This is a genomic window from Clostridium sp. TJA085 (assembly GCF_058310235.1).
In genome coordinates, this window is sequence record NZ_JBZEEZ010000005.1 from 43,960 (window position 1) to 69,245 (window position 25,286).

At 28.5% G+C, this 25,286-nt stretch carries 23 protein-coding genes, 1 pseudogene, 1 riboswitch and 2 other annotated features; of the genes and pseudogenes, 7 read left to right on the top strand and 17 right to left on the bottom strand.

The window, feature by feature from the left end:
- Positions 1–9 precede the first annotated feature (9 nt).
- On the bottom strand, positions 10–426 hold the full coding sequence (locus AC4FQW_RS11570) for a cytochrome b5 domain-containing protein (RefSeq protein ID WP_491149181.1): 417 nt from the start codon (positions 424–426) through the stop codon (positions 10–12).
- Between the two features lie 99 nt (positions 427–525).
- Positions 526–785: a binding site (T-box leader), on the top strand.
- 64 nt (positions 786–849) lie between these two features.
- Between AC4FQW_RS11570 and asnS the strand changes: the two genes are divergently transcribed.
- Positions 850–2,244 carry an asparagine--tRNA ligase gene (gene asnS, locus AC4FQW_RS11575; RefSeq protein ID WP_303127400.1) on the top strand — a complete coding sequence of 465 codons (1,395 nt, stop codon included), beginning with the start codon at positions 850–852 and terminating at the stop codon, positions 2,242–2,244.
- A gap of 90 nt (positions 2,245–2,334) precedes the next feature.
- Here asnS and AC4FQW_RS11580 read toward each other — a convergent pair whose 3' ends face one another.
- From AC4FQW_RS11580 to AC4FQW_RS11590, 3 genes are all read right to left on the bottom strand, one after another.
- On the bottom strand, positions 2,335–3,807 hold the full coding sequence (locus tag AC4FQW_RS11580) for a leucyl aminopeptidase (protein ID WP_491149183.1): 1,473 nt from the start codon (positions 3,805–3,807) through the stop codon (positions 2,335–2,337).
- Between the two features lie 22 nt (positions 3,808–3,829).
- Entirely contained in the window at positions 3,830–4,348 is a 519-nt protein-coding gene (nrdG, locus tag AC4FQW_RS11585; protein WP_491149185.1) for an anaerobic ribonucleoside-triphosphate reductase activating protein, read from the bottom strand.
- A 172-nt stretch (positions 4,349–4,520) separates the two neighbouring features.
- A complete protein-coding gene (locus tag AC4FQW_RS11590; protein WP_303127394.1) occupies positions 4,521–6,638 on the bottom strand; it encodes an anaerobic ribonucleoside triphosphate reductase in 2,118 nt (705 codons plus the stop codon).
- Positions 6,639–6,908: 270 nt separating this feature from the next.
- On the opposite strand from AC4FQW_RS11590, the gene AC4FQW_RS11595 reads away from it, so the two are divergent.
- From AC4FQW_RS11595 to AC4FQW_RS11610, 4 genes are all read left to right on the top strand, one after another.
- The gene (locus AC4FQW_RS11595; RefSeq protein ID WP_491149188.1) at positions 6,909–7,946 is read left to right on the top strand and encodes a DUF3048 domain-containing protein; all 1,038 of its coding nucleotides are present in this window, start codon (positions 6,909–6,911) and stop codon (positions 7,944–7,946) included.
- A 132-nt stretch (positions 7,947–8,078) separates the two neighbouring features.
- Positions 8,079–8,924 (top strand): DegV family protein, encoded by an 846-nt coding sequence (locus tag AC4FQW_RS11600; protein WP_303127390.1) that lies wholly within the window; start codon positions 8,079–8,081, stop codon positions 8,922–8,924.
- A 2-nt stretch (positions 8,925–8,926) separates the two neighbouring features.
- Positions 8,927–9,379, top strand: coding sequence for a PadR family transcriptional regulator (locus AC4FQW_RS11605; protein ID WP_491149190.1), 453 nt, complete (start codon positions 8,927–8,929; stop codon positions 9,377–9,379).
- Between the two features lie 79 nt (positions 9,380–9,458).
- Positions 9,459–9,662 (top strand): hypothetical protein, encoded by a 204-nt coding sequence (locus tag AC4FQW_RS11610; RefSeq protein WP_491149192.1) that lies wholly within the window; start codon positions 9,459–9,461, stop codon positions 9,660–9,662.
- Positions 9,663–9,698: 36 nt separating this feature from the next.
- On the opposite strand, the gene AC4FQW_RS11615 is transcribed toward AC4FQW_RS11610, so the two are convergent.
- From AC4FQW_RS11615 to AC4FQW_RS11655, 9 genes and pseudogenes are all read right to left on the bottom strand, one after another.
- Positions 9,699–9,887, bottom strand: a complete 189-nt coding sequence (locus tag AC4FQW_RS11615) for a ferredoxin (RefSeq protein ID WP_303127384.1) — start codon at positions 9,885–9,887, stop codon at positions 9,699–9,701.
- 35 nt (positions 9,888–9,922) lie between these two features.
- A pseudogene (locus AC4FQW_RS11620) lies at positions 9,923–10,675 on the bottom strand (Mrp/NBP35 family ATP-binding protein); the annotation flags it as partial.
- 65 nt (positions 10,676–10,740) lie between these two features.
- Positions 10,741–11,601, bottom strand: a complete 861-nt coding sequence (locus AC4FQW_RS11625; RefSeq protein WP_491149194.1) for a YhfM domain-containing protein — start codon at positions 11,599–11,601, stop codon at positions 10,741–10,743.
- Positions 11,598–12,356 (bottom strand): prolipoprotein diacylglyceryl transferase, encoded by a 759-nt coding sequence (locus AC4FQW_RS11630; protein WP_491149196.1) that lies wholly within the window; start codon positions 12,354–12,356, stop codon positions 11,598–11,600. Before AC4FQW_RS11630 ends, AC4FQW_RS11625 begins: the two co-directional genes overlap by 4 nt.
- 116 nt (positions 12,357–12,472) lie before the next feature.
- Complete coding sequence (locus tag AC4FQW_RS11635; RefSeq protein ID WP_491149198.1) at positions 12,473–13,573, bottom strand: DUF7922 domain-containing protein; 1,101 nt, start codon at positions 13,571–13,573, stop codon at positions 12,473–12,475.
- Positions 13,574–13,637: 64 nt separating this feature from the next.
- On the bottom strand, positions 13,638–14,480 hold the full coding sequence (rsmA, locus tag AC4FQW_RS11640; RefSeq protein ID WP_491149199.1) for a 16S rRNA (adenine(1518)-N(6)/adenine(1519)-N(6))-dimethyltransferase RsmA: 843 nt from the start codon (positions 14,478–14,480) through the stop codon (positions 13,638–13,640).
- 1 nt (position 14,481) lies between these two features.
- Positions 14,482–15,033 carry a ribonuclease M5 gene (rnmV, locus tag AC4FQW_RS11645; RefSeq protein WP_303127466.1) on the bottom strand — a complete coding sequence of 184 codons (552 nt, stop codon included), beginning with the start codon at positions 15,031–15,033 and terminating at the stop codon, positions 14,482–14,484.
- 161 nt (positions 15,034–15,194) lie between these two features.
- A complete protein-coding gene (locus tag AC4FQW_RS11650) occupies positions 15,195–16,250 on the bottom strand; it encodes a resuscitation-promoting factor (protein WP_491149201.1) in 1,056 nt (351 codons plus the stop codon).
- Between the two features lie 223 nt (positions 16,251–16,473).
- A complete protein-coding gene (locus AC4FQW_RS11655) occupies positions 16,474–17,259 on the bottom strand; it encodes a TatD family hydrolase (RefSeq protein ID WP_491149203.1) in 786 nt (261 codons plus the stop codon).
- A 100-nt stretch (positions 17,260–17,359) separates the two neighbouring features.
- Here AC4FQW_RS11655 and AC4FQW_RS11660 point away from each other — a divergent pair, with 100 nt between their 5' ends.
- On the top strand, positions 17,360–18,034 hold the full coding sequence (locus AC4FQW_RS11660) for a Crp/Fnr family transcriptional regulator (protein ID WP_491149205.1): 675 nt from the start codon (positions 17,360–17,362) through the stop codon (positions 18,032–18,034).
- Positions 18,035–18,238: 204 nt separating this feature from the next.
- Here AC4FQW_RS11660 and AC4FQW_RS11665 read toward each other — a convergent pair whose 3' ends face one another.
- A complete protein-coding gene (locus AC4FQW_RS11665) occupies positions 18,239–19,615 on the bottom strand; it encodes a methionine--tRNA ligase (protein WP_491149207.1) in 1,377 nt (458 codons plus the stop codon).
- Positions 19,616–19,692: 77 nt separating this feature from the next.
- Positions 19,693–21,654, bottom strand: a complete 1,962-nt coding sequence (metG, locus tag AC4FQW_RS11670; RefSeq protein ID WP_491149209.1) for a methionine--tRNA ligase — start codon at positions 21,652–21,654, stop codon at positions 19,693–19,695.
- Positions 21,655–21,718: 64 nt separating this feature from the next.
- Positions 21,719–21,956, bottom strand: a binding site (T-box leader).
- Positions 21,957–22,095: 139 nt separating this feature from the next.
- Here metG and AC4FQW_RS11675 point away from each other — a divergent pair.
- Positions 22,096–22,584, top strand: a complete 489-nt coding sequence (locus tag AC4FQW_RS11675; protein ID WP_303127368.1) for an FUSC family protein — start codon at positions 22,096–22,098, stop codon at positions 22,582–22,584.
- A 22-nt stretch (positions 22,585–22,606) separates the two neighbouring features.
- Here the strand turns inward: AC4FQW_RS11675 and AC4FQW_RS11680 are convergent, their stop codons facing one another.
- Both AC4FQW_RS11680 and AC4FQW_RS11685 read right to left on the bottom strand, forming a co-directional pair.
- Positions 22,607–23,083, bottom strand: a complete 477-nt coding sequence (locus tag AC4FQW_RS11680) for an Hsp20 family protein (RefSeq protein ID WP_303127366.1) — start codon at positions 23,081–23,083, stop codon at positions 22,607–22,609.
- A gap of 145 nt (positions 23,084–23,228) precedes the next feature.
- The gene (locus tag AC4FQW_RS11685) at positions 23,229–24,947 is read right to left on the bottom strand and encodes a Na+/H+ antiporter NhaC family protein (protein ID WP_491149212.1); all 1,719 of its coding nucleotides are present in this window, start codon (positions 24,945–24,947) and stop codon (positions 23,229–23,231) included.
- A gap of 123 nt (positions 24,948–25,070) precedes the next feature.
- Positions 25,071–25,246, bottom strand: a riboswitch (Lysine riboswitch).
- Positions 25,247–25,286: the final 40 nt, after the last annotated feature.

Consider the following 25,286-nt stretch of genomic DNA (forward strand, 5'->3'; position numbering starts at 1 on the left):
GGTATGTTTTTATTGCTTTAAAACTCCAATAATTCTAAGATTACTTAATATACTTTTATCTCCCTTATGACACTCATAAAAACTTTCTGTTACATCTGTTCCAGCTTTAACTCCAAAATGTCCATTTTCATTAAATCCTGTAACTCCAGTTACATCATATACTGTACCATCTATAGCTACATATGCTAAATTATTATTTTTTCCATTATATTTTAATAATTCACCTAAAGTAAATTCTCTTCTTCTTTTCAAAACAAAATTATTTCTCAAATTTTTTTCTTCCTCTAATAATAAAAATAAATCCTCTGTTATAACCTTTATATTTCTTATAATTTGCTTCCTATCATCATCATTTCTGTAAAATAACATATCTTTTAATTCATTAAGATCTTTATTTTTTTTATTTATAATTTTTTCTAGTAACATAAACAACCTCATATAATTATTGATAAATATATGATAATATATGATAAGTATGTTGCATTTGTTAGAAAAGTATTGTAAAATCAATTTAATATATTTTTTATAAAAACTGTGAAGAGAAGAGTAGACTTAGGATGTAGTCTTAGCGAGTAAGGGATGGTGTAAGCCTTATACGAAGCCTATGATTGAAGAACATCTCAGAGTTTCTAACCGAAAGCAAATTGATTTTAAATTGTTAGTAGACTTAGACGGACATCTAGACCGTTAGCTTCTAGAAGGGCATAAAATGTGCCTGTAATTTAAGTTGGCTATATTTTATAGCAATTTGGGTGGTACCGCGATAGTATCCTTTCGTCCCATTATTTTGGGATGGAAGGTTTTTTTATTTTATAAATTAATTTTCAAGTTATAGGAGGTAAAATTTAAATGGATAAAAATATTTTAGTTAAATCCCTTTATAGAAATACATCAGAATATTTAAATAAAGATGTAACTATATCAGGTTGGATAAGAACTTTAAGAGCTTCAAACGCTTTTGGATTTATTGAAATTAACGATGGTTCTTTCTTTAAAAATATTCAAATAGTATTTGATAACAAATTAGAGAACTTTAAAGAAGTTTCAAAACTTCCAATAAGCTCATCATTAAAAATAATCGGAACTTTAGTTGAAACTCCAAATGCTAAACAACCATTTGAAATTCAAGCTAAGGAAATAGTAATTGAAGGTATGTCAGATTCAGACTATCCGCTTCAAAAGAAAAGACATACATTTGAATACTTAAGAACAATCGCTCACTTAAGACCAAGAAGTAATGCTTTTTCAGCTGTATTTAGAGTAAGATCTGTTGCTGCTTATGCAATACATAAGTTCTTCCAAGAAAGAGACTTTGTTTATACAAATACTCCTATCCTTACTGGAAGCGATTGTGAAGGTGCTGGAGAAATGTTTAGAGTTACTACTCTTGACTTAAATGAAACTCCAAAAACTGAAGAAGGTGCTGTTGATTATAGCAAAGATTTCTTTGGAAAAGAAACTAATCTTACAGTTTCAGGACAATTAAACGCTGAAACATTTGCTTTAGCATTCAGAAATGTTTATACATTCGGACCAACATTTAGAGCTGAAAATTCAAATACAGCAAGACATGCTGCTGAATTCTGGATGGTTGAACCTGAGATATCATTTGCTGACTTAGAAGATGATATGAAACTTGCAGAAGAAATGTTAACTTACGTAATTAAATATGTAATGAAAGAATGTCCTGAAGAAATTGAATTCTTCAATAAATTCATTGATAAGGGATTGGTTGAAAGATTAAACCACGTTGCAAACTCAGATTTTGCTAGAGTTACTTATACTGAAGCAGTAGAGATACTTAAAAGCTGTGGTAAAAAATTCGAATATCCTGTTGAATGGGGAATTGACCTTCAAACAGAACATGAAAGATATTTAACAGAAGAACATTTCAAAAGACCTACATTTGTAACTGATTATCCAAAAGATATTAAAGCATTCTATATGAGAATGAACGATGATAATAAGACAGTTGCAGCTATGGACCTTCTAGTTCCTGGAATAGGAGAAATAATTGGAGGTAGCCAAAGAGAAGAAAGACTTGATATATTAAAAAATAGAATGGCTGAACTTAACTTAGCTGAAGAAGATTACTGGTGGTATCTAGAGCTTAGAAAGTACGGAGAAACTAAGCATGCTGGATTCGGTCTTGGATTTGAAAGATTAATAATGTACATTACTGGTATGTCAAATATCAGAGATGTTATTCCATTCCCAAGAACAACTGGTCAATCAGATTTCTAATTATAAAATAATTTAAGCAATAAAAAATTTAGGGGCTATAAATAGATATAAGCCAGTATCTTTAAAAGATACTGGCCTTTTTTTATTATTTTATTTATTTTCTCTACCTTTTGCAAATTCATATAATGAGTTTACAGGAACTCCTGTACCACCTTTAGCCTTATAAGGCTTTGGTGAATCTGTCCACGCTGTTCCTGCTATATCTAAATGTAAGAATGGTACACCTTCTTCTACAAATTCTTCAACAAATAATCCAGCTGTTATTGTTCCAGCATTTCTGCCACCAATATTTTTTAAATCAGCAATGTCTGATTTTATAAGCTCCTTATATTCATTAAATGTTGGTAATTCCCACACCTTTTCTCCAGTATATTCAGTTACTGTTTTATATTCTTTAAATAAATCATTATCATTAGTTATAGCAGCTGTTGTAGTTTCTCCTAAAGCAACAAGTGCTGCACCTGTAAGAGTTGACATTTCTATAACTTCATTAACCTTTTCTTTTTTACTTATATAAGTAACTGCGTCAGCTAAAGTTAATCTACCTTCTGCATCTGTATTTAAAACTTCTATAGTTTTTCCTGACATACTACCTATAATATCTCCAGGTCTATACGCACATCCTGATATCATATTTTCACAAGCTGCTACTACTCCTATAACATTCATAGCAAGATTTCTTTTTGCAATAACTGATATAGCACCTATTACAGCAGCTGCTCCACCCATATCTGATTTCATTGTTTCCATTCCATTAGTTGGTTTTAATGAATATCCACCTGTATCAAAAGTTAATCCTTTACCAACAAGTCCTAAAATATCTTTTTTATTGTGTTTATCTCCAAAATACCTCATAACAATAAGCTTTGGTTCTCTAGCTGAACCTTTTGCAACAGACATAAAAGCTTCCATTCCAAATTCTTCAATTTTTTCTTTATCAAAAACTTCAACTTCAAAACCAAATTTATTTCCAAGTATAGTTGCTGCATCAGCTAGTGTTTCTGGATACATTTCATTTGCTGGTTCATTTACTAATTCTCTAGCTATTTGAACTCCCTCTGCTATATCAATTCCTTCTTTAACAAATTCATTAGCTTCATTTATTAATGCTTCTTCAACACCAATAATTGATACAGACACTTCTCTATTTTCTTTATCTTTTTTATATTTTATAAATTCATAATCTGAAAGCATTAATGATAATGTAATAGCTTTTATAATTTCTAAAGCATCAAGTTTATTTGTATTAATCATATTAAAAGCTATAGATACATTTTTAAGCTCTTTCATCTTTTTATAGGCTTTTGATATATTTTCTTTAATAGTTTCTAAATTTATATCTTCTTCATTTCCAAGACCTATTAAAATTGTATCTTCAATATTTCCATTGTTCTCGTTTGTTAATATGTAAGTTTCTCCAGATTTTCCTTTAAACTTATCTTTACTATTTAAATTAGATAAAATTTCTTTTAACTTATTATCCTTAATGTCTAAATTACCTTCAAATAAAGGAATTATTCTTCCATCAAAGTTCTCTTTAACATTACTTACAGTTATATTCATATAATACCCCTCCATATTCTTATTATTTCATATATTCTTCTAATAAAATAATTTTACCTTGAGCTAAACTTTTAGGAACATCTATTATTCTTTGATTAGTTGATCCTCTAAATCTAATTCCATCCTCTTTTTTATTTTGATCAAATTTTCCATCTACTAAAACATCTATATTATTTATAAAATCTTTTAATTCTTTTTTTTCATTCATCTTATTTAAAATATGTTCAAATTTATATCCAGTAAATGACCAAATATTTAAACCATTATTTTTAAACTTTTTTGCCATATATGCAAATTTATCAGCTTGTTCTAAAGGATCGCCTCCACTAAATGTCACTCCTTTAATCATAGGGTTTTCTAAAACATCTTCTATAAGTTCATCCATGTTTTTTTCTTCTCCACCATTAAAATCATGAGTATCAGGATTAAAACACCCTTCACAATTATGTCTACATCCTTGTGCAAAGAAAACTCTTCGTATTCCAGGTCCATTTACCAGGCTTTCATAAGCTATTCCTGCAAGTCTTATATTTTTGCTCATAAGTTCACTCCTCTTATCTATTAATTATATCATTCCAATAATTACTATCAATATAATCAAAAATATTTATTACTTAATTAATTTTATTAATATCTTTATAATACTTTCTTAAATATTATTTGCTAAAAAGGCTACTACAATTACTATTGTAGCAGCCTTAATCTATTTTTAATTAACAATCTTGATAGTGATTAACCCCTGTTCCTGTATGAGTAACTCTATCCTGTCTTTCATGATACTTTCCAGGTCCAAATCTTTCATCTAAACTTAAGTATCCTGTTACTCTAGAAATCCCTTGTATATCTACACTTCCACAATTAGTACATTTTTGCTCGTGATTGTGTAAGTATGTTCCACAATCTTTACAATATCTTATATGGAAGTTAATTCCTAGGTAACTTATATTAGTTTTCTTATATGCATAATCTAATATAGACATTATAGTTTCACCTGATGGACAATCATCAACTTCTAAATAACTTATATGTCCGCCATTACATAGTTTATGATAAGGTGCTTCTATATCTATCTTATCCTTTAAAGATATTGCATAATTAACTGGAACATGGAAACTATTTGTATAATATTCTTTATCAGTTACACCTTTAATAATTCCAAACGCCTTTTGGTCTTGTTTAATGAATTTTCCTGATAAACCTTCAGCTGGTGTTGCATAAGCACTCCAGTTAAGTTTTGTTTCTTCTGCTGTTCTATCACAGAATGATCTTAAATGTTCAATAATTTTAATACCAAGTTGTCTAGCATCTTCATCTTCACCATGATGCTTTCCTACTAATGCAGTTAATGTTTCTGCAAGACCTATAAATCCAATTCCCCAAGTTCCTTGTTTTAATATTGGTTCTATTGAATCATCTGGTAATAAACCTTCTGAACCTTTCATTAAATTTTGACCTGCTACAAAAGGTAAATCTTTAACTTTTAAATGCTTTAATACTTCATATCTATGAAGTAATGATTCTTTAGCTAAATTTAATCTTTCATCAAATATTTTAAAGAATCTATCTATATTACCTTGAGCTTGTATTCCTATTCTAGGTAAATTTATAGTTGTAGGAGCTATATTACCTCTTCCCTTAACACCAGGCTCTCCATTTACATTACTCATAAGATAAGTTCTACATCCCATAGTAGCTGGAGTAATACCCATATCATAATATTTTTTATTAAAATCTGCATCTATATTCATAAATGTAGGATTCATTCTTTTAGCCGCAACTCTACAAGCTAACTCATATAAATAGAAATAAGGATCATTTGGTTCCCTATTTACGCCTTCTTTAACTCTAAAAATTATGTTAGGGAATATTGGTTGCTCACCTTTTCCTAAACCTTTTTCATACTCTAATAAGAATATTTCACAAATTAAAGCTGCATCTCTTGATTCTGGTATTCCTATATTTATTGAACTAAATGGTACTTGTGAACCAGCTCTTGAATGCATTGTGTTTAAATTATAAACTACCCCTTGCATTGCTTGATGTATTCTATTTTTTAATTTTTTTTCTGCTAGTTCCTCTATTTTTTCCTGAGGTAATCCAAGTTCTTTAAACTCAGATATTATTTCTTCTCTAGTTGGTTTAACAAATATAGACATATCATTATCAAAGTCAGGATGTGATTGACCACCAAACATATCATTTTGAGTTGATTGTAATAATATACATGATAATTCTGCTGCCGTTTCTATTCTTCTTGGTGCATTTATAGTTCCATATCCTGTATTAAATCCATTCTCTAATATCTCTTTAGTTGGAATGTGTAGACAGTTAGTAGTTAAGTTATAACTATCTAAGTCATGATAATAAAGATCTCCAATTTCATGTGCTTTTGATAAATACTTTGGCATATTTGCTAAGTTATGCCATTTATTTGATTCTGATGCTATTCTTAATAATTTAGAACTAAAATTATTACCAACATTAGCATTATCTCTATCTGTTTCAACACCTATTTTACTTATAGCTCTCATAAGGTCTGATTTTATTTCTCTAACCTTAGTTCTCTCTCTTCTATAATTTTGATATGCAATAACAACATTATCTAAGTTTGAATCCTTTAAAGCTTTTTCAACAAGATTTTGAACTTGCTCTACAGATATTCTATTTTCCCCAGACACCTCTATATACTCAATAACTTTTTGAACGATATCTAACGTTTTGCTCGCTTTTAGGTTTACACCTATATCTTCAGCTGCTTTCTTTATAGCATTAACTATCTTCTCTGAATTGAACTCAACCTCTCTACCGTCCCTTTTTACAACATATAGCATCTAAACGACCCCCATAACACAATATATAGTACCAATTTTAGTACTGTCTTATTATACTTCAAAAGATATTCTAGTGCAATCAGCTTTTATTTTAAATTTATTTGATATTTTATCCTTGCTTATTCTTTGCTTATATTAAGTCTAATTATCTCTCTTTTTTATTTTATTTTTTTATTTTTATTAAGAAAAATATTTTTTTAAATTAAAGTAATCATTTTCTATAAAACATTATATATATTAAGTATCATTAAATAAAAAAAGGAGATAAATATGAGAAAATTTTTATTAATTTCATTATTTACAATTTTTACATTTACTTCTGTAATGTCTTGTAAAGTTGAAGAACAAAAAAATTCATCAAATAATCAAAGTGAAATTTTAGATGAATCAAAAACTACATCTTCAAATAATATAGAACAAACTAAAAAATTTTATTATCCCTTTACAGGTGTAGAATCATCAGAAGATCCTCAAAATAAAGTTCCTTATATGGCAGTTGTTGAAAATTCTAAAGCTTCAAGGCCTCAAAGTGGACTCTCCTTTGCAGATATTGTCTATGAAACCTCAGCAGAAGGTGGAATTCCTAGATTTATTGCCTTATATCATAGTAAAACTTCAGAAAAAATAGGACCTATAAGAAGTATACGCCCTTATTTTTTAACACTATCAAAAGAATATTCATTACCTATTGCTCATTGTGGTGGTTCAAAGGAAGCTTTATCACAAGTTGAAAATGATGATTCTTTAATGAGTTTAAATGAAATGAAAAATGGAAAATATTATTATAGGGATAATTCTAGAAAAGCACCACATAATCTTTATACATCAAGTGAAAAAATATTAACTGCCATAAAAGATAAGAAATATAACTTAACTGCAAAATCTTATTTAAAATTTGATTCTAGCTATTTTAATAAAGATAATTTAAAAACAAGCTCAAATATAACTGTAAAACCAAATAACGTTTATGAAACTAAATATGTTTTCGAAAATGGTTCTTATACTAAATATATGGATGGTAAAATTGCAATTGATGCTATAACTAATAAACCCTTAACATTCAATAACATAATAGTTCAAAAAGCCGACATCACTCTTCAAACAGATAATTCTCATTTAGATATAGATTTAATTAATGATGGTGAAGGTTATTTATTTTCTAATGGTAAAGTTATAAATATATTATGGTCTAAAGATTCAGAGACAAGTGATACTATGCTTTTTGATATAGAAGGTAATGAAATTAGCTTATCTCCTGGTAATACAATATGGAATATAGTAGATTCAGATTCTTCTATTTCTTACTAATTTTTTTATAAAAGAAATTATTTTAATAATAATTTCTTTTATATTGCTAAACTATATCAGTAATGATATAGTTTATATTATCAGTAGTGATAAAGTTTACTTGCTTTAATCATTTTAATAGGAGGTATTTATATGCAAAAAATTGCCATTTTAACTGATAGTGGATCAGATTTAACTACAGAACAATTAAAAGAAAATAACATAGAGTTTGCACCATTTAGAATAATATATTCTAATGGAGAATTTGAAGATAAAATAGATATAAGTCCAAAAGAGGTTTATGAATCATTAGAAAAAGAAATTCCTACAACTTCTTTACCAAGTGCTTCTAGAATAGAAAATATTCTTAATAAATTAGAAGAAGAAGGTTACACTCATGTAATTGCAGTTACAATCTCAAGTGGGCTTTCAGGTACAGGTAATGCTATAAGATTAGCACTTGAAGATCACCCTAAATTAACATCTTATGTTTTTGATACTAAAATTCTTAGTATGGCTGAAGGTGCATTAGTATTAAATGCCGCTCAATTAGTTAAAGAAGGTAAAACTTTTGAAGAAATAATTGAGGAACTTCCAAAACTTCGTAAGAAAACTCATGGATACTTTACTATAAACACATTAGAATACTTAAAAAAAGGTGGAAGAATAGGAAAAGTAGCAGGTACTATCGGAGAAATCTTAAATTTAAAACCTATAATATCAGTTAATGATGAAGGTGTTTATTATACATTTGCTAAAGTTCGTGGTAGAAAGCAATCTATGAACAAATTAGTAAAAATAGCAAAAGAACACCTTGAAAAGGGTAAAAGCAAAGTTTGGGTTCTATGTGGTGGTTCATCTGATGAAGAATTTAATGCTTTATATGATGCTATCTCAAAACTTGATAATATAGAATCTATCGCGCCAGCTACAATAGGACCTTCTCTTGGAGTTCATACTGGTCCTGGTTTACTAGGAGTTGTAGTCCAAGAGGTATAATTATGAGTAATTTAAATTTTTCTGACTCAATGGATATAAAGGCTGAGGAAAAAAGACTCTATGAAGAATATAAAAGAAATATGATGGAACTTAAAAAAGTAAAAAAAGAAAAAGATGCTGTGGGTCAAGTTTTTACAAAAGGTTTATTATCCATTTATGTTCTTCATATATTGAATTCTACACCAGCCACAGGTAGTTATATCTCACATTCAATTGGAGAGCGTACACGAGGAAAATGGATTCCTAGTACAGGTGGAATATATCCAATTCTAAAAGCATTAGAAAAAGACGGTCTTGTAGTTTGGAAATGGGATGATCCTAAAAAGAAATTCAGAAAAATATATTCTTTAACAAATGAAGGAAAGAAAGAATACTTAAGAAAAAAATCTTTGCTTAAATCTAAAATTGAAGAAGCATTAGATGTGTTCAAAATTATATATAATGATATTTATTAAGGATACTATTAACTTAGTATCCTTTTTGTATATATATTAATAAATACGCTAACACTAATAATAAGAAGGAGGTAGTGTTATGCGAGGTAAAGTATTAGATATAAATAATTTAGAGGCATTTATAGAATTAGAAAATGGCACCTTGATTTCACGCCCTTTATGCGAAATAGCTGGTGCATCTATTGGAGATTATATATCTGTATCTTTTGATAACTCATCTTCACCAAGTAATCATAACTTTTCTAATTATATAATAAATCCTCTTATGAATGACTTCTTTTAATAAAAATAGCAAGCTTATATAAGCTTGCTATTTTTATTACTCTACACTAATTGCATTTACTGGACAATTTTCCGCTGCTTCTTTAGCTCCATCTTCATTTTCTTGTGGAACGTCAGGTGAAATTGCAACAGCCTTTCCGTCATCATCCATATCAAATACTTCTGGACATATTGATGGACATAATCCACATCCAATACAAGTATCCTTATCAACATTAGCTTTCATATTAAATTACTCCTCTCATACATAGAGAGTATGTATTAATATAAGCCTTCAAATATTAATGAATATAGAGCATTATCTAATACATACTCCTCAGCTCTTCCTTCTTCTAGAGCTTCTGTAAGTTCTAGATTTATTGGAAGTTCCCCTAAAAGTGGTAAACCAAGGTATTCTGCATGCTCTTCTGCTGACTTTTTACTAAATACTCTTAGCTTTTTGTCACAGCTATCACAAGTTATATAAGCCATATTTTCAACTACACCCTTAATAGGTGTGCCTACTTTCTCAGCCATTTTTACAACCTTTTTAACAATCATTGATACCATATCCTGTGGTGTAGAAACTATTATTAGTTCCTTAACATTGAACTCCTTCATAACTGTAAGCGCTATATCTCCTGTTCCAGGTGGCATATCAATTAGAAGATAATCTAACTCTCCCCACTCTGTATCAAAATACATTTGATTTAAAACTCCAGTTATTACAGGACCTCTCCATATAACAGGATCATCTTCAACTTCTGTTAAAAGATTCATTGACATAACCTTTATTCCACTCTTAGTTGTAGCTGGAATGAACTTTATATTTTGTTCATCTAATGATATTATTTGCGCTCTTTCATTATTTATACCAAAAAATCTTGGCATTGATGGTCCTGTTATATCTGCATCTAAAACTCCAACTTTATAACCTTTTTTTCTAAGCATAGTTGCAGTTATTCCTGTTACAGTAGATTTTCCTACTCCACCTTTTCCACTTATTATACCTATTACATTTTTTATTTTTCCATACTTTGGCTTTTTACCAAATGGATTCATTGTAGCTTTTTGAGCATTATTCATATGTAAATCCTCCCTTATTTATTTGTTTGACTCCAATTATCAGGCTTTTTACCATCGCTTCCGACTGTAATTTCCCATTTTTTAAATTCATAATGTCCTACAACATAATATTTTTGGTAAGTCTTATCAATCTTATTATCTACAGTTATTAATGTTCTAAACACATCTGTGCTATATCCCATGTTTTGAACAGTTACAACTACATTAAAGTCATTTTGGTTGTTATTATTTATTATTTCAGCCCCCGGTATTACTTTTTGTAAATCCTTTTGGAATTTTTGTAAATCTGTTGAAAATAAATATTTAACACAATCTAAATCACTTAGTATATTAATTCCAACTTTGTGACTACCATCACCTAATGCACCTTTATTCATTTCCATTACTTTCATTATTGTACCATAATATATTGAATTAAAATCTCTAGGTCTTCTTATAAATGATAAATTATTAATTATTGTCTGATCCAAATCTCTTGGTACCTTATAGGCATTATTTGAATCATAAAAGTTTCCTCTCCTACTTTCATTAACACCTACTACATAATAATACTTTTTAACTTTGTCTCCTGTATGAATCTCAAATATGTAATCAGGATCTAATGAACTTTTTTCCGGCTCTGGGTTTCCTGCTGATAATGTTTTGTATATTTCCTCTATTGCCTTCGGATCCGTAACTTCAAATCTAAAACCAGTATCACGACTATTCTCTATGACTATTTCATCAACCTTATTAGTCTTCATATAATCAAAATCATTGTTTCTAAATCCAAGCTTTACTAAAACATTATTTACAGGTGTACATCCAACCATAGTTGTTCCAATAACAACCATAATGCAAAGCATTGCTAATTTTGATATTACCCGTCTATTCACTTATTTTCTCTCCTTTTAAATTTATCTAAATTGTAAATTATAACTCCTAATACAAGAGTAAATATAGCTATAAATTGCGATGTTGAAAACATTAATATATTTCCTCTTGGATCATTTCTAAAAAATTCTATAAAAAATCTTCCAATACTATAAATTATAATATATACAGCAAGTATCCTACCTTTGATTCTTTCTTTTCTGCTATACCATATCAAAAAACCTGCTAATAAAAAATCAAATACGGAACTAAATAATTGAGTTGGTATTAAAGGTATTCCACTAGGTGCTAAAGACCCACTTGGAAACACTACTCCAATTGGAAGTGTTGTTTCTCTTCCATAGCAACATCCAGCCAAAAAACATCCTATTCTTCCAAACCCCTGTGCTAAAGCAACAAAAGGAACAACAAAATCTAATAATTGTATAGAATCAAATCTATTTTTTCTACAATATAAATATAGTCCTAGTGCACCACATATTATAGCTCCATATATTACAAATCCATTACCAAAATTAAATAGAATTGACGGATTATTTATTATGTCCTTAAATTCAGTAATTATAAATAATAACTTTCCTCCTAATATACCTGATATAACTGTTACAATTATTAAATTTAATAACTTATCTTCATCATATCCATACCTTTTTGCTTTTCTTATAAAAAATGTTGATGCTAATATTACACCTATAGCAATCATAAACCCATAACTATAAACCTTAAAATTTAAAATTTCAAAAAGTACTTGTCTCATATTCCCTCCTAAACACCCTATATAACTAATTAGGAGAAGCTTAAGCTTCTCCTAATTATATCTAAATTATAATACTTTCAAATATTACTTGCAAATTATTGTATATTACAAATTTATTACTTAGCTGGAACTACAATTGTTGAATTTTTATAATCATAGAACATTAACCAAAAACCATATTCATCATTACTTTTTCTCTTACACCATGTAATAAATCCTGATTTTCCTCCATAAGGTTGCTCATCCTTATCTTTTTTACCTGGCACAGCATAAACTAAGTACTTTAAGTTTCCTTTTTTATCACATTTATATCCCATCATAAAATAACCGTATTTTCTGATATATGGATAATAATTAATCATAGGATAATATAAAATAGAATATTTATTATAATCTTTTGAATCACACATATCCTCTATATCATGTACAGGTATCTTATACCATTTAGTATAAGTTAATTCTTTGAATCCATCTTTAATTTCCTCAAAACCTTTAACTAAGTTTTCAAAGAAATCTCCAATGCCACCTCTTAATTTAAAATCATAAGGATCTACATTTTCTATCTCTATACTTCTTTCATAATCTTCAAACTTATTTGTTAATTCTTCCTCATTGTTTTTATGTTCAGCTTTAATATTTTCTACTTCTTCTTTAACAACTTCTTCTTTATTTTGATTTATATCTAAGTTCTCTTTTATATCAGTATGCTTTTCTTCAACTTCTGGTTCAATAACCTCTCTTTTTATATACTCTCTTGATTTAGGTTTAAGTCCATCATAATCACATTTTACTACTTTGCATTTCTTCCAGTTGTCATCTAACTTTTCTCCGCTCATAAATCCATACATAGTAAAATCTAATCCATCTGATTTCTTTTTACATATACCAGCTCCTGATATTTTATCATAATGCATATTTAATCCTGCTATATTATCAGAATTATATTCTATACACGCCTCACCTTTTCCAGAATCACTAACCTTTAGTTTACCAATATCCACTATTTGCTTTAAATCTTTTTTATAACAAATAAGTACTATAGTATAATCATCTTCTTTTTTTAAGTTTTGTGTGTAAAATGTTATTTTGCACTTATCCCCTTTTGATTCTATTTTTGCATATCCTGACAGTGCCTTATCTGAAGAACTCTTACTTCTTTCATCTTCTTGTAGAATTATAAAATTTCTATATAATTTACTATGTGCCAATTTCCCCATTACCTCCGCATACATTTATTCAATATAGTATATGCAGTAAGGTACCTATTATGATAATCGAAATTTACTTATATTTGTAAATTTCATCACTAAGCTTTGCAAATTCTTCTAAAGATAAAGTTTCTCCTCTTCTCTTTGGATCTATTCCAGCATCATCAAATGCCTTTTGTAGCTTTTCTTTATCTATACCTATATTTTTTACTCCGTTCCATAAAGTTTTTCTTCTCATATTAAAAGAATTTCTTATAATGTCAAACATAAGTTTTTCATCTTTAACTTCAACTCTTGGACTATCTAATCTATCTAACCTTATTACTATTGAATCAACCTTAGGTCTTGGTATAAATGAACTTGGTGATACTTTTCTTATTATTTTTGTATTACAGTAATATTGTACTAATAATGATAATGAACCATATTCTTTACAGTTTGGTTCTGCATTTATTCTCTCTGCAACTTCTTTTTGTATCATTATAGTTAAACTTTTAAAATTATATTTTTCTTTTAAAAGATTTACTATTATCGGAGTAGTTACATAATAAGGAAGATTTGCAACTAATTTTACACTTTTTTCATCTCCAATTATTTCATTGAAATCTACCTTTAAAGCATCCTTATGTACTAATGAAAAATTTGGATGACTTCCAAGTTCTTCTTGTAATATAGGAATTAAATCATTATCTAATTCTATTGAAACAACTTTTTTAGCTTTATTTAAAAGCTGAGCAGTTAAAGTTCCAACCCCTGGTCCTATTTCTATTACTAAATCTTCATCATTAACATCAGCGCCTTGAACTATATCAGTAAGAACTGAGTCATCTATAAGAAAGTTTTGTCCTAAGCTCTTCGAAAATTTAAAATTGTACTTTTTTACAAGTTCTTGAGTTTTATAATCTTTTATTTCCATATTAAATTTCTCCTATTTCTTTTTCTACTTTTTGCATAGCCTTTGCAAATTCTTCTTTGTCTATTCCGTAATTGTTTAGTCTAGATAGCATTTGTTTAGCATTTCCATATCCTATTCCAAGTTCTTTACCTAAAGCCATTCTTCTATCCTTAGCCTTTTCATCAGCTGCAAGTTTAAAATAAAACATATCCTCCATACCATATTCATTATGCTTTTCTTCTAGCGTAACCTTTGCACCTTCTAAGGCTCTTATTATAACATCTGGACATGCATTTTCTACACCTATATCTCCATCTTTTAATCCATCCTCTTGAGCTATATATGCATGCTTTATTCCTTTTACTCTCTTTGCAATTATGTTACGTATCTTCTCTCCAGCAAAATCTGGATCAGTTAAAACTATAACTCCCTTTCTTTTTTGAGCTTCTTTTATTCTATCTATAACCCTTTTATTTATTCCGAATCCACCAACAGCAATAAGTTCAGCATCTACAGCTTTCTTTACTGCATCTATATCATCTCTACCTTCAACTACTATAACTTCTTTTATAATTTTCTTATCCACAAGCTTTACTTCCTTTCGCTAATCATTTATTCTTAGCACTCATATATAAATAATTTACATATATATATACATCATGTCAAATAATAATACATAACTATTATATACAAAAAAATAAGAGATAACTAATCTGTTATCTCTTTAAAATCAAACTATTCACCCGGATAAGATACTATATAAACATCTACTCCATATTTTCTTCCCCATTGATTACATGCTGATGAACTATTTAAATAAACATCTATTATATTTCCTTTTATAGCTCCACCAGTATCTGACGCTCTAGCATATCCATAACCTTCTACATATACTAAGCTTCCTAAAGGAATAACTCTTGGGTCTACTGCTATTGTACTAACTCCACCAGGGTTGTACACAGGAGCAACACCAGTTGCAGTAGTACTATGACCAGAATATGCTGTTGCTTCCATAACTAAGTGTTTCTTATATTGTACTGAATCACCTCTATTTGGTATATAATTAACTGGATTCTTTGTACCTTGTACAACCACTGCATTAACAGGAGTTGCAACAACTTTACTACTTACCTCTTTCTTTGAAGCTTCTTTTCCATCTTTATATACTATTTCGTAAGTAACCTCTTGCTTTCCGTTTTTACCTTCAGCTTCAATTCGTTTCTTACCTTTCTCAAGGCTTTCATCACTCTTAGTTACTGTATCATAAGGTATTGCCTTTTGTTCTGTAACCTTCTTGCTTTCTACCTTAACAATACTAACATCCATATTTTCTGTAATTGGAGTATTTAGTTCTGGTTTAACTTCATCTATACCATCTACATATTCTACTCCTTGTTTTTTAAGTTGATCATTACTAGTTAATAAAACATCTTCAATATTGTCTTCTGCTGAATAAATTTTAACATCTTTATCTGCAAACTTAATATTGATCGGCACAGCTTTATCAACTGCAATCTCCTGACCTTCTTTAATTTTGGATTCTAAGGATGGTTGCACCTTATCATAATCTGATAAACCTATTCCTTTATCTTGCAACGCATCTTTAACAGTCCCTTTATATGTGATAAATGTTTCTTCTTTTCCGTCAATACTTAATTTAACTGTCTTTCTCATTGTAGCAACTGTAGTGGCTACTATGACTACAGCAATAGCTGCAGTTAATATCACTATTTTTGCCTTCGGACCGTTAGAAAAACTTTTCTTCATAAAAGTTTTAAATTTTTCTACCATTGATTTCCCTCCTTTGGCAAGAGTGTCTTTTGCATTATACTTAGTTTTTAGTACCTTGTCAAATCTACACTCTCTTGCTTACTAGCGCTAAACCTTGAAAATGCAGTGCTATGCATATATTTTTTTTATTATAATTTAGCACTAAATGAGTTCCCTGCGTCCATGGTATATTGTTTAAGTATCTCCGAGAATTAATTGTAAATTAATTCCATTTAAGTTTACATTATTTTTCCTTATTAATCAAGTTGTAAAAATTGTTATTAAGCTCAATATTTAACTCTTCTGGATTCATGCTTCTTATTTCTGCTATTTTCTCTATAACTTCTTTTATATAATCAGATCTGTTTCTCTTTCCTCTATTTGGTACTGGAGCCATAAATGGAGCATCAGTTTCTACAAGCATTCTGTTAACTGGAATTTCTTTTGCAACCTCTACTATTTTTTTTGCATTTTTAAATGTAACAACACCAGTAAAACCTATGTAATATCCTAGCTTTATGCATTCTTTTGCAAACTCTACACTTCCTGAAAAACAGTGAACTACACCCTTAACTTTTGGAAATTCTTTCATTATATCTAATGTGTCTTTATGTGCATCTCTATCATGTATTATTACAGGTAAATTTAATTCTTCTGCAAGTTTCATTTGTTTTCTAAATACATCTTGTTGAACTTCTTTTGGAGGATTTTCTTCCCAATAATAATCTAATCCAATTTCACCAACAGCAACTATTTTTTCATTTGATTTTATTAAATCTCTTAATTCTTTTAATACTTTATCTGTTAATTCATTAGCATTTTCAGGATGAATTCCTAATGCGCCATATATAAAATCATATGTTTGTGTAAGCTTATAAGTTACTTCTATACTTTCATATGAAGAAGCACAGTTTAAAATTCCAATAACCCCATTATTTTTTAATTCATTTAAAATTTCTTCTCTATCTACATCATAATCCTCAGAATCATAATGTGCATGTGTATCAAATATTTTGTATTTATTATCCATTAATAGCAAATCTCCCTCTTTTAAAATTTTATTACATATATTATTATACAATATAAGCACTTTGAAAAAATATATACATTAGTGAAAGGATTTGAAACACATGAAAAACACCCAATTAATAAATATAATAAAATCATCATTGTTGTTCAAAGATTTTGAATTTAAAGAAATAGAAGCGATTATATCAGACCCTTTAGTATCAATAAAGAAGTACTCTAAAGAAGAAGTTATATTTTTTAATAATGATATTTGCAATAATTTAAGCATAGTAATATCTGGTGTAGTTGAAATTCAACAAAATGATGAAAATGGAAATGTTTTAATTGTTTCAACCCTTGAAGCTTCTAATATGTTTGGTGAAAATTTATTATTTGGAAACAAGAATACTTATCCTATGGATGTAGTTAGTAAAAATAATAGTTTAATTCTTCATATAAATAAAAAGAAAATAACTTCTTTACTTCAAGAAAACCAAAAATTATTATTAGCATTTTTAGCACTATTATCTAATAAGGCACTATTATTAAGTCAAAAATTAAAACAAGTGTCATCAAAATCATTAAGAGCTATGATTTGTGAATTTTTATTGATTGAATCAAAAAAACAAAATAGTAATATAATAAACTTAAATATGACAAAGCAAGCTCTAGCAAACTCCTTCGGAGTTCAAAGACCTTCATTATCTAGAGAATTAATCAGAATGAAAAATGAAGAAATAATTGACTATGATAGAAAAACAATTAAAATATTGAATTTCGACAAAATAACAATCTAATTTTATTAATATTTTTATTATTATTTATTTAGAATAATTATCATTTAATATTTTATTATATATTTTGACACAAAACTGACATATTACTAAGTTATTATTTAATTGTAAAGTAGTTAAAGCATTATTATTTACCCCTTATAACCATCTTAATTGATTGGTTCCTAGAATATCTAGTCCCCCTATTTTAGATATTCTAGGATTTTTTTATATTTTATTTTCTTTTAATTTTTTTATTTCATCTATAATATTTTTCCTATCTATTAATTCAAATAATGGTTTATATGATTTTATAATAGATGTTTTCCTTACGTTTATTAAATTCCACTCTCCACCACTTACTTCAAAATTATCTTTTATCTTTTTTGATGTTTCTGGTAAAAATGGCTCTAATACATTCGCTAAATTTATAATACTTTCAACCTTTGGATTATTTTTTTTATTTTCTTCCTTTATATATGCAAAAATTTGCCTAATTGCAGACTTAAATTTACATTGTTCTATTTTCTCTCCAACACTAAAATATAAATCCAACATTTTATCTCTTTCTATATTATCTAAATAAGAAAAATCACTTGTTTTTATTGTTTTTTTATAGAGACTATCTAATTCAAAAACTAAATCTCTATTATTTAAATTTATAAAATCTCTCCATTTAAAATCTGTTATATTTTCTTCAGGCCCATTATTTATTAAATAATATCTTAATGAATCTACATTGTATTTTTCTAATATTTCATCTACCCAAATGGCCCAATTTTTATTTGTAGAAAAATCTTTACCTTCAAGCTTTAAATGTTCACTAGAAACTATAGTTATATTTGGATTTTTAAAACCTAATGCTACTAATATTCCCGGAAAAATTATTGTGTGAAATGGTATATTATCCTTTCCATGAACTAAATAAACTTTACCATCCTCACTATCCCAGTAATCAGATAACTTATTATCTAATTTATTTTCTATACATTTGCTTGTTGCAGTTAAATATCCCATAAGAGCTTCAATCCAAACGAATATCTTTTTATTTGAAAAACCTTTAAAAGGTACATCTATCCCCCAATCAATTTCTTTTGTTATAGATCTATCTCTTAATCCTTCATCTAAATATCTTTTTGTTATTATTTCAGCATTTTTTCTCCAGTCATTTTGTTTTATAAATATTCTTTTTACATCATTTTCTAATTTTGAAAGTGAAAATATTAAATTCTTATCATTATTTTCATAAACTTCTTCATATATATAACCACTTTCATATAATTTTTGTATAAATTTTTTTACATTTTCCTTATGATATTTAGTATCCGTATTGGTAAATAGATCAAATGAAAAATTTAATTTATTAAAACATTCTATAAATTCATCATTATATTTTTTAAGTGTATCTTCTGGTGTTATTCCAAGTTCTAAAGCCTTTAACTTTACTGGTCTACCATGTGCATCACTGCCCGATATAAATACTACATTATCTCCCATCATTCTATGATACCTTGCTAATATATCCCCTGGAAGAAAAACTGCTATCCGTCCTAAATGCAACTTTCCATTAGCATATGGCCACGCATTACCTATTACTATATTCATTTTCTCAAATCCCTTCCTATTTTATACAAAAAGAAGCCAACCTTATACAAGCTGACTTCCTATCTAGTGTTTTTTATTTATCTTACTATACTTCCAGTTGGTAAGTTATCTCCTGGATTAACTAAGTTTAATATACTATCATCGTCATTTGATGCAGCAATTATCATACCTTGTGATAATTCACCTCTTAACTTAACAGGTTTTAAGTTTGCAACAAGTACAACATTTTTTCCTATTAAATCTTCTGGTTTAAAGTGTTTTGCTATTCCTGAAACTACCTGTCTAACTTCTCCACCTAAATCAACTTTTAATTTAAGTAATTTGTTAGCTTTCTTTATTGGCTCACACTCTAAAACTTTAACTACTCTTAAATCTATTTTTTCAAAATCTTCTATTGTTATTTCTTCTTTAATTGGTTGGATTTCTTTAACGTCTTCTTTAACTTCTTCTTTTTTAGAATTAGCCTCTATTTGAGCTTTTCTTAACTCTTCAAGTTCAGCAAGCTTTTTATCAACATCTATTCTTGGGAATAAACTATCTCCTTTTTTAACATTTGTTCCAGGAGCAGTTCCATCAAATCCTTCTAATGAATTCCAATCAGTTGCTGTAACAGCTAATTGTTCATTTATTTTTTCTGAAGTTGTTGGTAAGAATGATGATAATAAAACTGAAGTAAATCTTAAAGCTTCTGCTAAATTATAAAGAACTGTTCCAAGTCTCTCCTTTTTATCTTCATCCTTTGCTAATATCCATGGAGTTGTTTCATCAATATACTTATTAGCCCTTCTAACTAATTCAAATACATTTTCTAAAGCTTCAGGAAGCTTTAATGCATCTATTGATTCTGAAACCTTCTTTGGAGTTTCTAATGCTAAGTTAATTAGCTCATCATCTACATCTTCCTTACCTACTGGTGCTGGAATAACTCCATCAAAATATTTTTCTATCATTGCAACTGTTCTTGAAAGTAAATTTCCAAGGTCATTACAAAGATCTGAATTTATTTTCTTTATAAATATTTCGTTGTTAAATAATCCGTCTGCTCCAAATGGTATTTCTCTTAATAAGTAATATCTAACAGCATCTACACCAAAGTTTTCTACTAATGTAACTGGATCAACTACATTACCTTTTGATTTACTCATCTTTCCACCATCAACAAGTAACCATCCATGACCAAATATTTGTTTTGGTAATGGTAAATCTAAAGCCATTAACATTATTGGCCAATAAATTGTATGGAATCTTAATATATCCTTGCCTATTAAGTGAACATCTGCTGGCCAGTATTTATCAAATAATTCTGTATTATTGCTTCCATATCCTAATGCAGTTATATAGTTTGATAATGCATCAATCCATACATAAACAACATGCTTTTCATCAAATGTTACTGGAACTCCCCAATCAAAGCTAGTTCTTGAAACACAAAGATCTTGTAATCCTGGTTTTAAGAAGTTATTTAACATTTCATTTTTTCTAGATTCTGGTTGTATGAAATGTGGATGTTCTTCTATATATTTAATTAATCTATCAGCATATTTGCTCATTTTGAAGAAATAAGCTTCTTCTTTTGAAGTTTCAACTGGTCTTCCACAGTCTGGGCACTTTCCATCTACTAATTGACTTTCTGTCCAGAATGATTCACATGGAGTACAATATAACCCTTCATATGAACTCTTATATATATCTCCTTGATCATATAATCTTTTAAATATTTTTTGAACTGCTTCCACATGATAATCATCAGTTGTTCTTATAAACTTATCATAACTTATATTCATCATGCTCCAAAGGTCTTTTATTCCAGCAACTATTTCATCTACATGCTCTATAGGTTTTATACCTTTTTCTTCAGCTATTCTTTGAATTTTTTGACCATGTTCATCTGTTCCTGTTAAGAACATTACATCATATCCTGTTAATCTCTTAAATCTTGCTATTGCATCAGCTGCAACTGTTGTATAAGTGTTACCTATATGTAACTTCGTTGATGGATAATATATAGGTGTAGTAATATAATATGGTTTCTTACACATCTTAAAATCCTCCTTTATTTATATAAATATATCTTTTACTATAAAAAAACCTCTATGCATAATGCATAGAGGCGTTATATACGCGTACCACTCTATTTCTCCTTTGCCTCACGACAAAAAACTCAATAGGTAATAAAATTTACCTTACAATATAACGGTTGTTCCCGTATCCTTCTAACTCTCTAAGCTCAAAGGATGTGCTCCAAGGCCATATTCATAAAAGTCTATAACACTAGCTTTCAGCAAATTGCTAGCTCTCTTTAGATACATACTTTTACTACTCTTCTTTTCATAGCATTTATCTTTAATTTTAATATTTTAAATATATAATATTCTATATATTTTTATATGTCAATTGTTTTTAAATTGTAATCTTTATTAATAAAATTATTTACTTCTATGTGTTATAATATTTAAAAATCTATTTTGGGGGTTTTAATTATGAAGTTAAACGTGCATAGGGTTGGTTTACGTAATATAAAAACAGCTCTTGCGGTTACTGTTTGTATGATTATATTTCAATTTCTAGGACGAGAAAACGCATTTTATGCATGTATTGCTGCTGTTATTTGTATGAAGGATACAGTCTCAAGTTCCTTTACCATGGGTAAAAATAGACTTATCGGCACTATAATTGGTGGTATATTTGGTATGTTAATTATATTTATTATGATTAAATTTACCTTCTTATATGATTATAGCGCATTTATAACTGGACTTGGTATAGTTGCTGTAATTTACACTTGTAACCTTTTTAATAAACCAGGATCAGTTACAATTGCATGTATAGTACTTATAGGTATAATGATTAATTATAGTGGACCTCAATCTTATGCTTATGCCATTGGAAGAAGCATAGATACCGCAATAGGTATAATCGTAGCAATACTAATAAATAAATATTTTAATCCGCCTGAGGAGAAAGAATAAAGCTATAGTAAAAACTATAGCTTTATTCTTCTTTATAATCTACAACATCAATAATCTCACTCTGATCAACTGGTAATCTATAATTTAGTTTAGGTATTTCTAATTTTAATCTATAATTTTTAAATGATACCTTAAGTGATGATATATCTGAATCTGGAACAAAAAATTCTCTAGAAAATCCATCACCAAATTCTGATACAACCATAGACATATTATAACCATTAGAAAATACTTGCCTTCGATTTATATTTATATATATATAATCATCTTTATAATCTACTTTTATATCTTTTTTATCTATCCCTGGAAATACTCCTTCTATTATATATTTAGATTCATCTTCTTTCATATTTACATTTATAAAATCACCTTCATTAAAAAATTCTTCAATTGAACCAATATTTATACTACTAAAAAACTTAGAAAATGTTTGACTAAATATATTAGAAAAATCTCCTATGTTATTAATAATATTTCTATTTCCTATTCTTCTATTCATAATATCCCTCTTATAAAATTTTTCTTATTATAACTTATTAATATAAATATTATACTGACACATTTTAATTTATATATTAGGTAAGTTATTAATTATTCTAATAAAAAAAGTGTGGAAATTATCCACACTTTTAAAAATTAATATATTAATTTTCCACAACTTCATCCACTGGTTTTCCTATAAACTTAACAGCAATTACAAGTACTATTATTGCAACAGGTAATATTATATAAACAGGAACATTTAATCCAGCTGGTATATAACCTAATATTATTGTGGCTCCTGCAACAAACAGTGCATACCACATTTGTGTTTTTACGTGTTCTATATGATCACATCCAGCTCCCATTGATGAAAGTATTGTTGTATCTGATATTGGTGAACAGTGGTCTCCAAATATTGCTCCTGTAAGTACAGCACTTGTACTTAATACTATATAGCTCATATCTGGTGATATTGAATGAGCTAGAGGAATTGCAAGAGGCATAAGTATTCCCATTGTTCCATATGCAGTTCCGGTAGCAAATGATATTACAGCTCCTAATATAAATATAATACTTGGAAGTAAAAATGATGGTATTGATCCAGATAATAATGTAACTAAATATTTAGCAGTTCCCAAATCTTTTATTACTGAACTTAATGACCATGCAAGTAATAAAATTACTCCAGTTATTATAAGACCTTTCATTCCATCTACCCAAACTTCAACAGCTTCTGACACAGTAAATATCTTTTTACAAACTCCCATAGCAATTGCTATTATTGATGCAAATACTGCTGATTGGAAAAGTGCTGTTGATGCATCAGCTGCACTAAATGCTTCTCTTATTGCTGTAAAAGAAAACGGTGCATTAGTTACAACTTCTCTAAGTGCTACATCAGTTCCACCTATTATACTTGTATATCCACTATAATAAAAACTTATAAGAGCTGATATTATAAGTGCTCCTATTGGGATTATTGCATTCCAAATACTAAGCTTAACTCCTTCTTTTACTTTCATCTCATCTTCTGTACTTATACTTTCAAGCTCCGATTTTTTATCCTTAATACCTTTTCTAGCCCTAACTTCAGCCTTTCTCATAGGTCCAAAATCCCTAAGCATAACAGATGTAATAACTACAAATGCAAGTATTAAAATATTATAAAATCTATATGGAATAGTTTGAAGAAAAACACCAAAGGAATCAACTTTAACTCCAATTTGAGTAAATGAATCATTTATAAGTCCTACTTCTAACCCTATCCAAGTTGATATTATTGCAAGTCCTGCAATTGGTGCTGCTGTTGCATCAATTATAAAAGCTAACCTTTCTCTTGAAACTTTAAGTTTATCTGCAACAGGCTTCATTATAGGACCTACTATTAATGAATTTGCATAATCATCAAAAAATACTAAAAGACCTAGAAACCAAGTAACAAGTTGAGCACTCCTTGGAGTTTTTGCTCTTTTTGCAAGTGCTTCTGCTATAGCTCTAGCACCTCCCATTTTAGCAACAAGATTTATTACTCCTCCAATAGCTAAAACTTGAAGTATTATTCCAGCATTCCAAGGATCCGCTAAAGAATTTAGAACTCTTTGTATAAAATCTAAAAAGGCTTGTATCAATGCATTAAATGCATTTTGATCTACGACTTGAATCATAAAACATCCAGCTAATGCACCAATAAACAAAGATACTACAACATTTTTTGTAATAAATGCAAGTACAATTGCAACTAAAGGTGGTATTATAGTCCATATACCAAACCTTTCTGCATTTACAGTTCCTGGATCAATTTCTGATGCAAATGCTACTGTTGTCATACTAATCATTAGTATAAAGGTAAATAAAAATACTAAATAATTTCTTTTTTTCATGATTGAATCCCCCTATTAAAATAAAATTTGTGAATATTTTTTAGAGGCCCATCATTTTACTTTAAAGTCAAAAAGAACCTTGAGATAACACTCAAGGTTCTAAATATATAACGTAAGAATCCATTGAATGATAGCTCACCACAAATATAATTTGTGACAGTCTTATGCATATTATGCATAAGCCCAGGATTATAACATTAAAGCATTAGTTATATCCTTCGGCGGTATTTCCTTTCATGTTATATCATAGTGCTTATCTCAATAACATTACTCTTAAAGACCGCGCCTCTACCTCTTCGCAAATTATTCACTTTTAAATTAATATAATTATATAATATA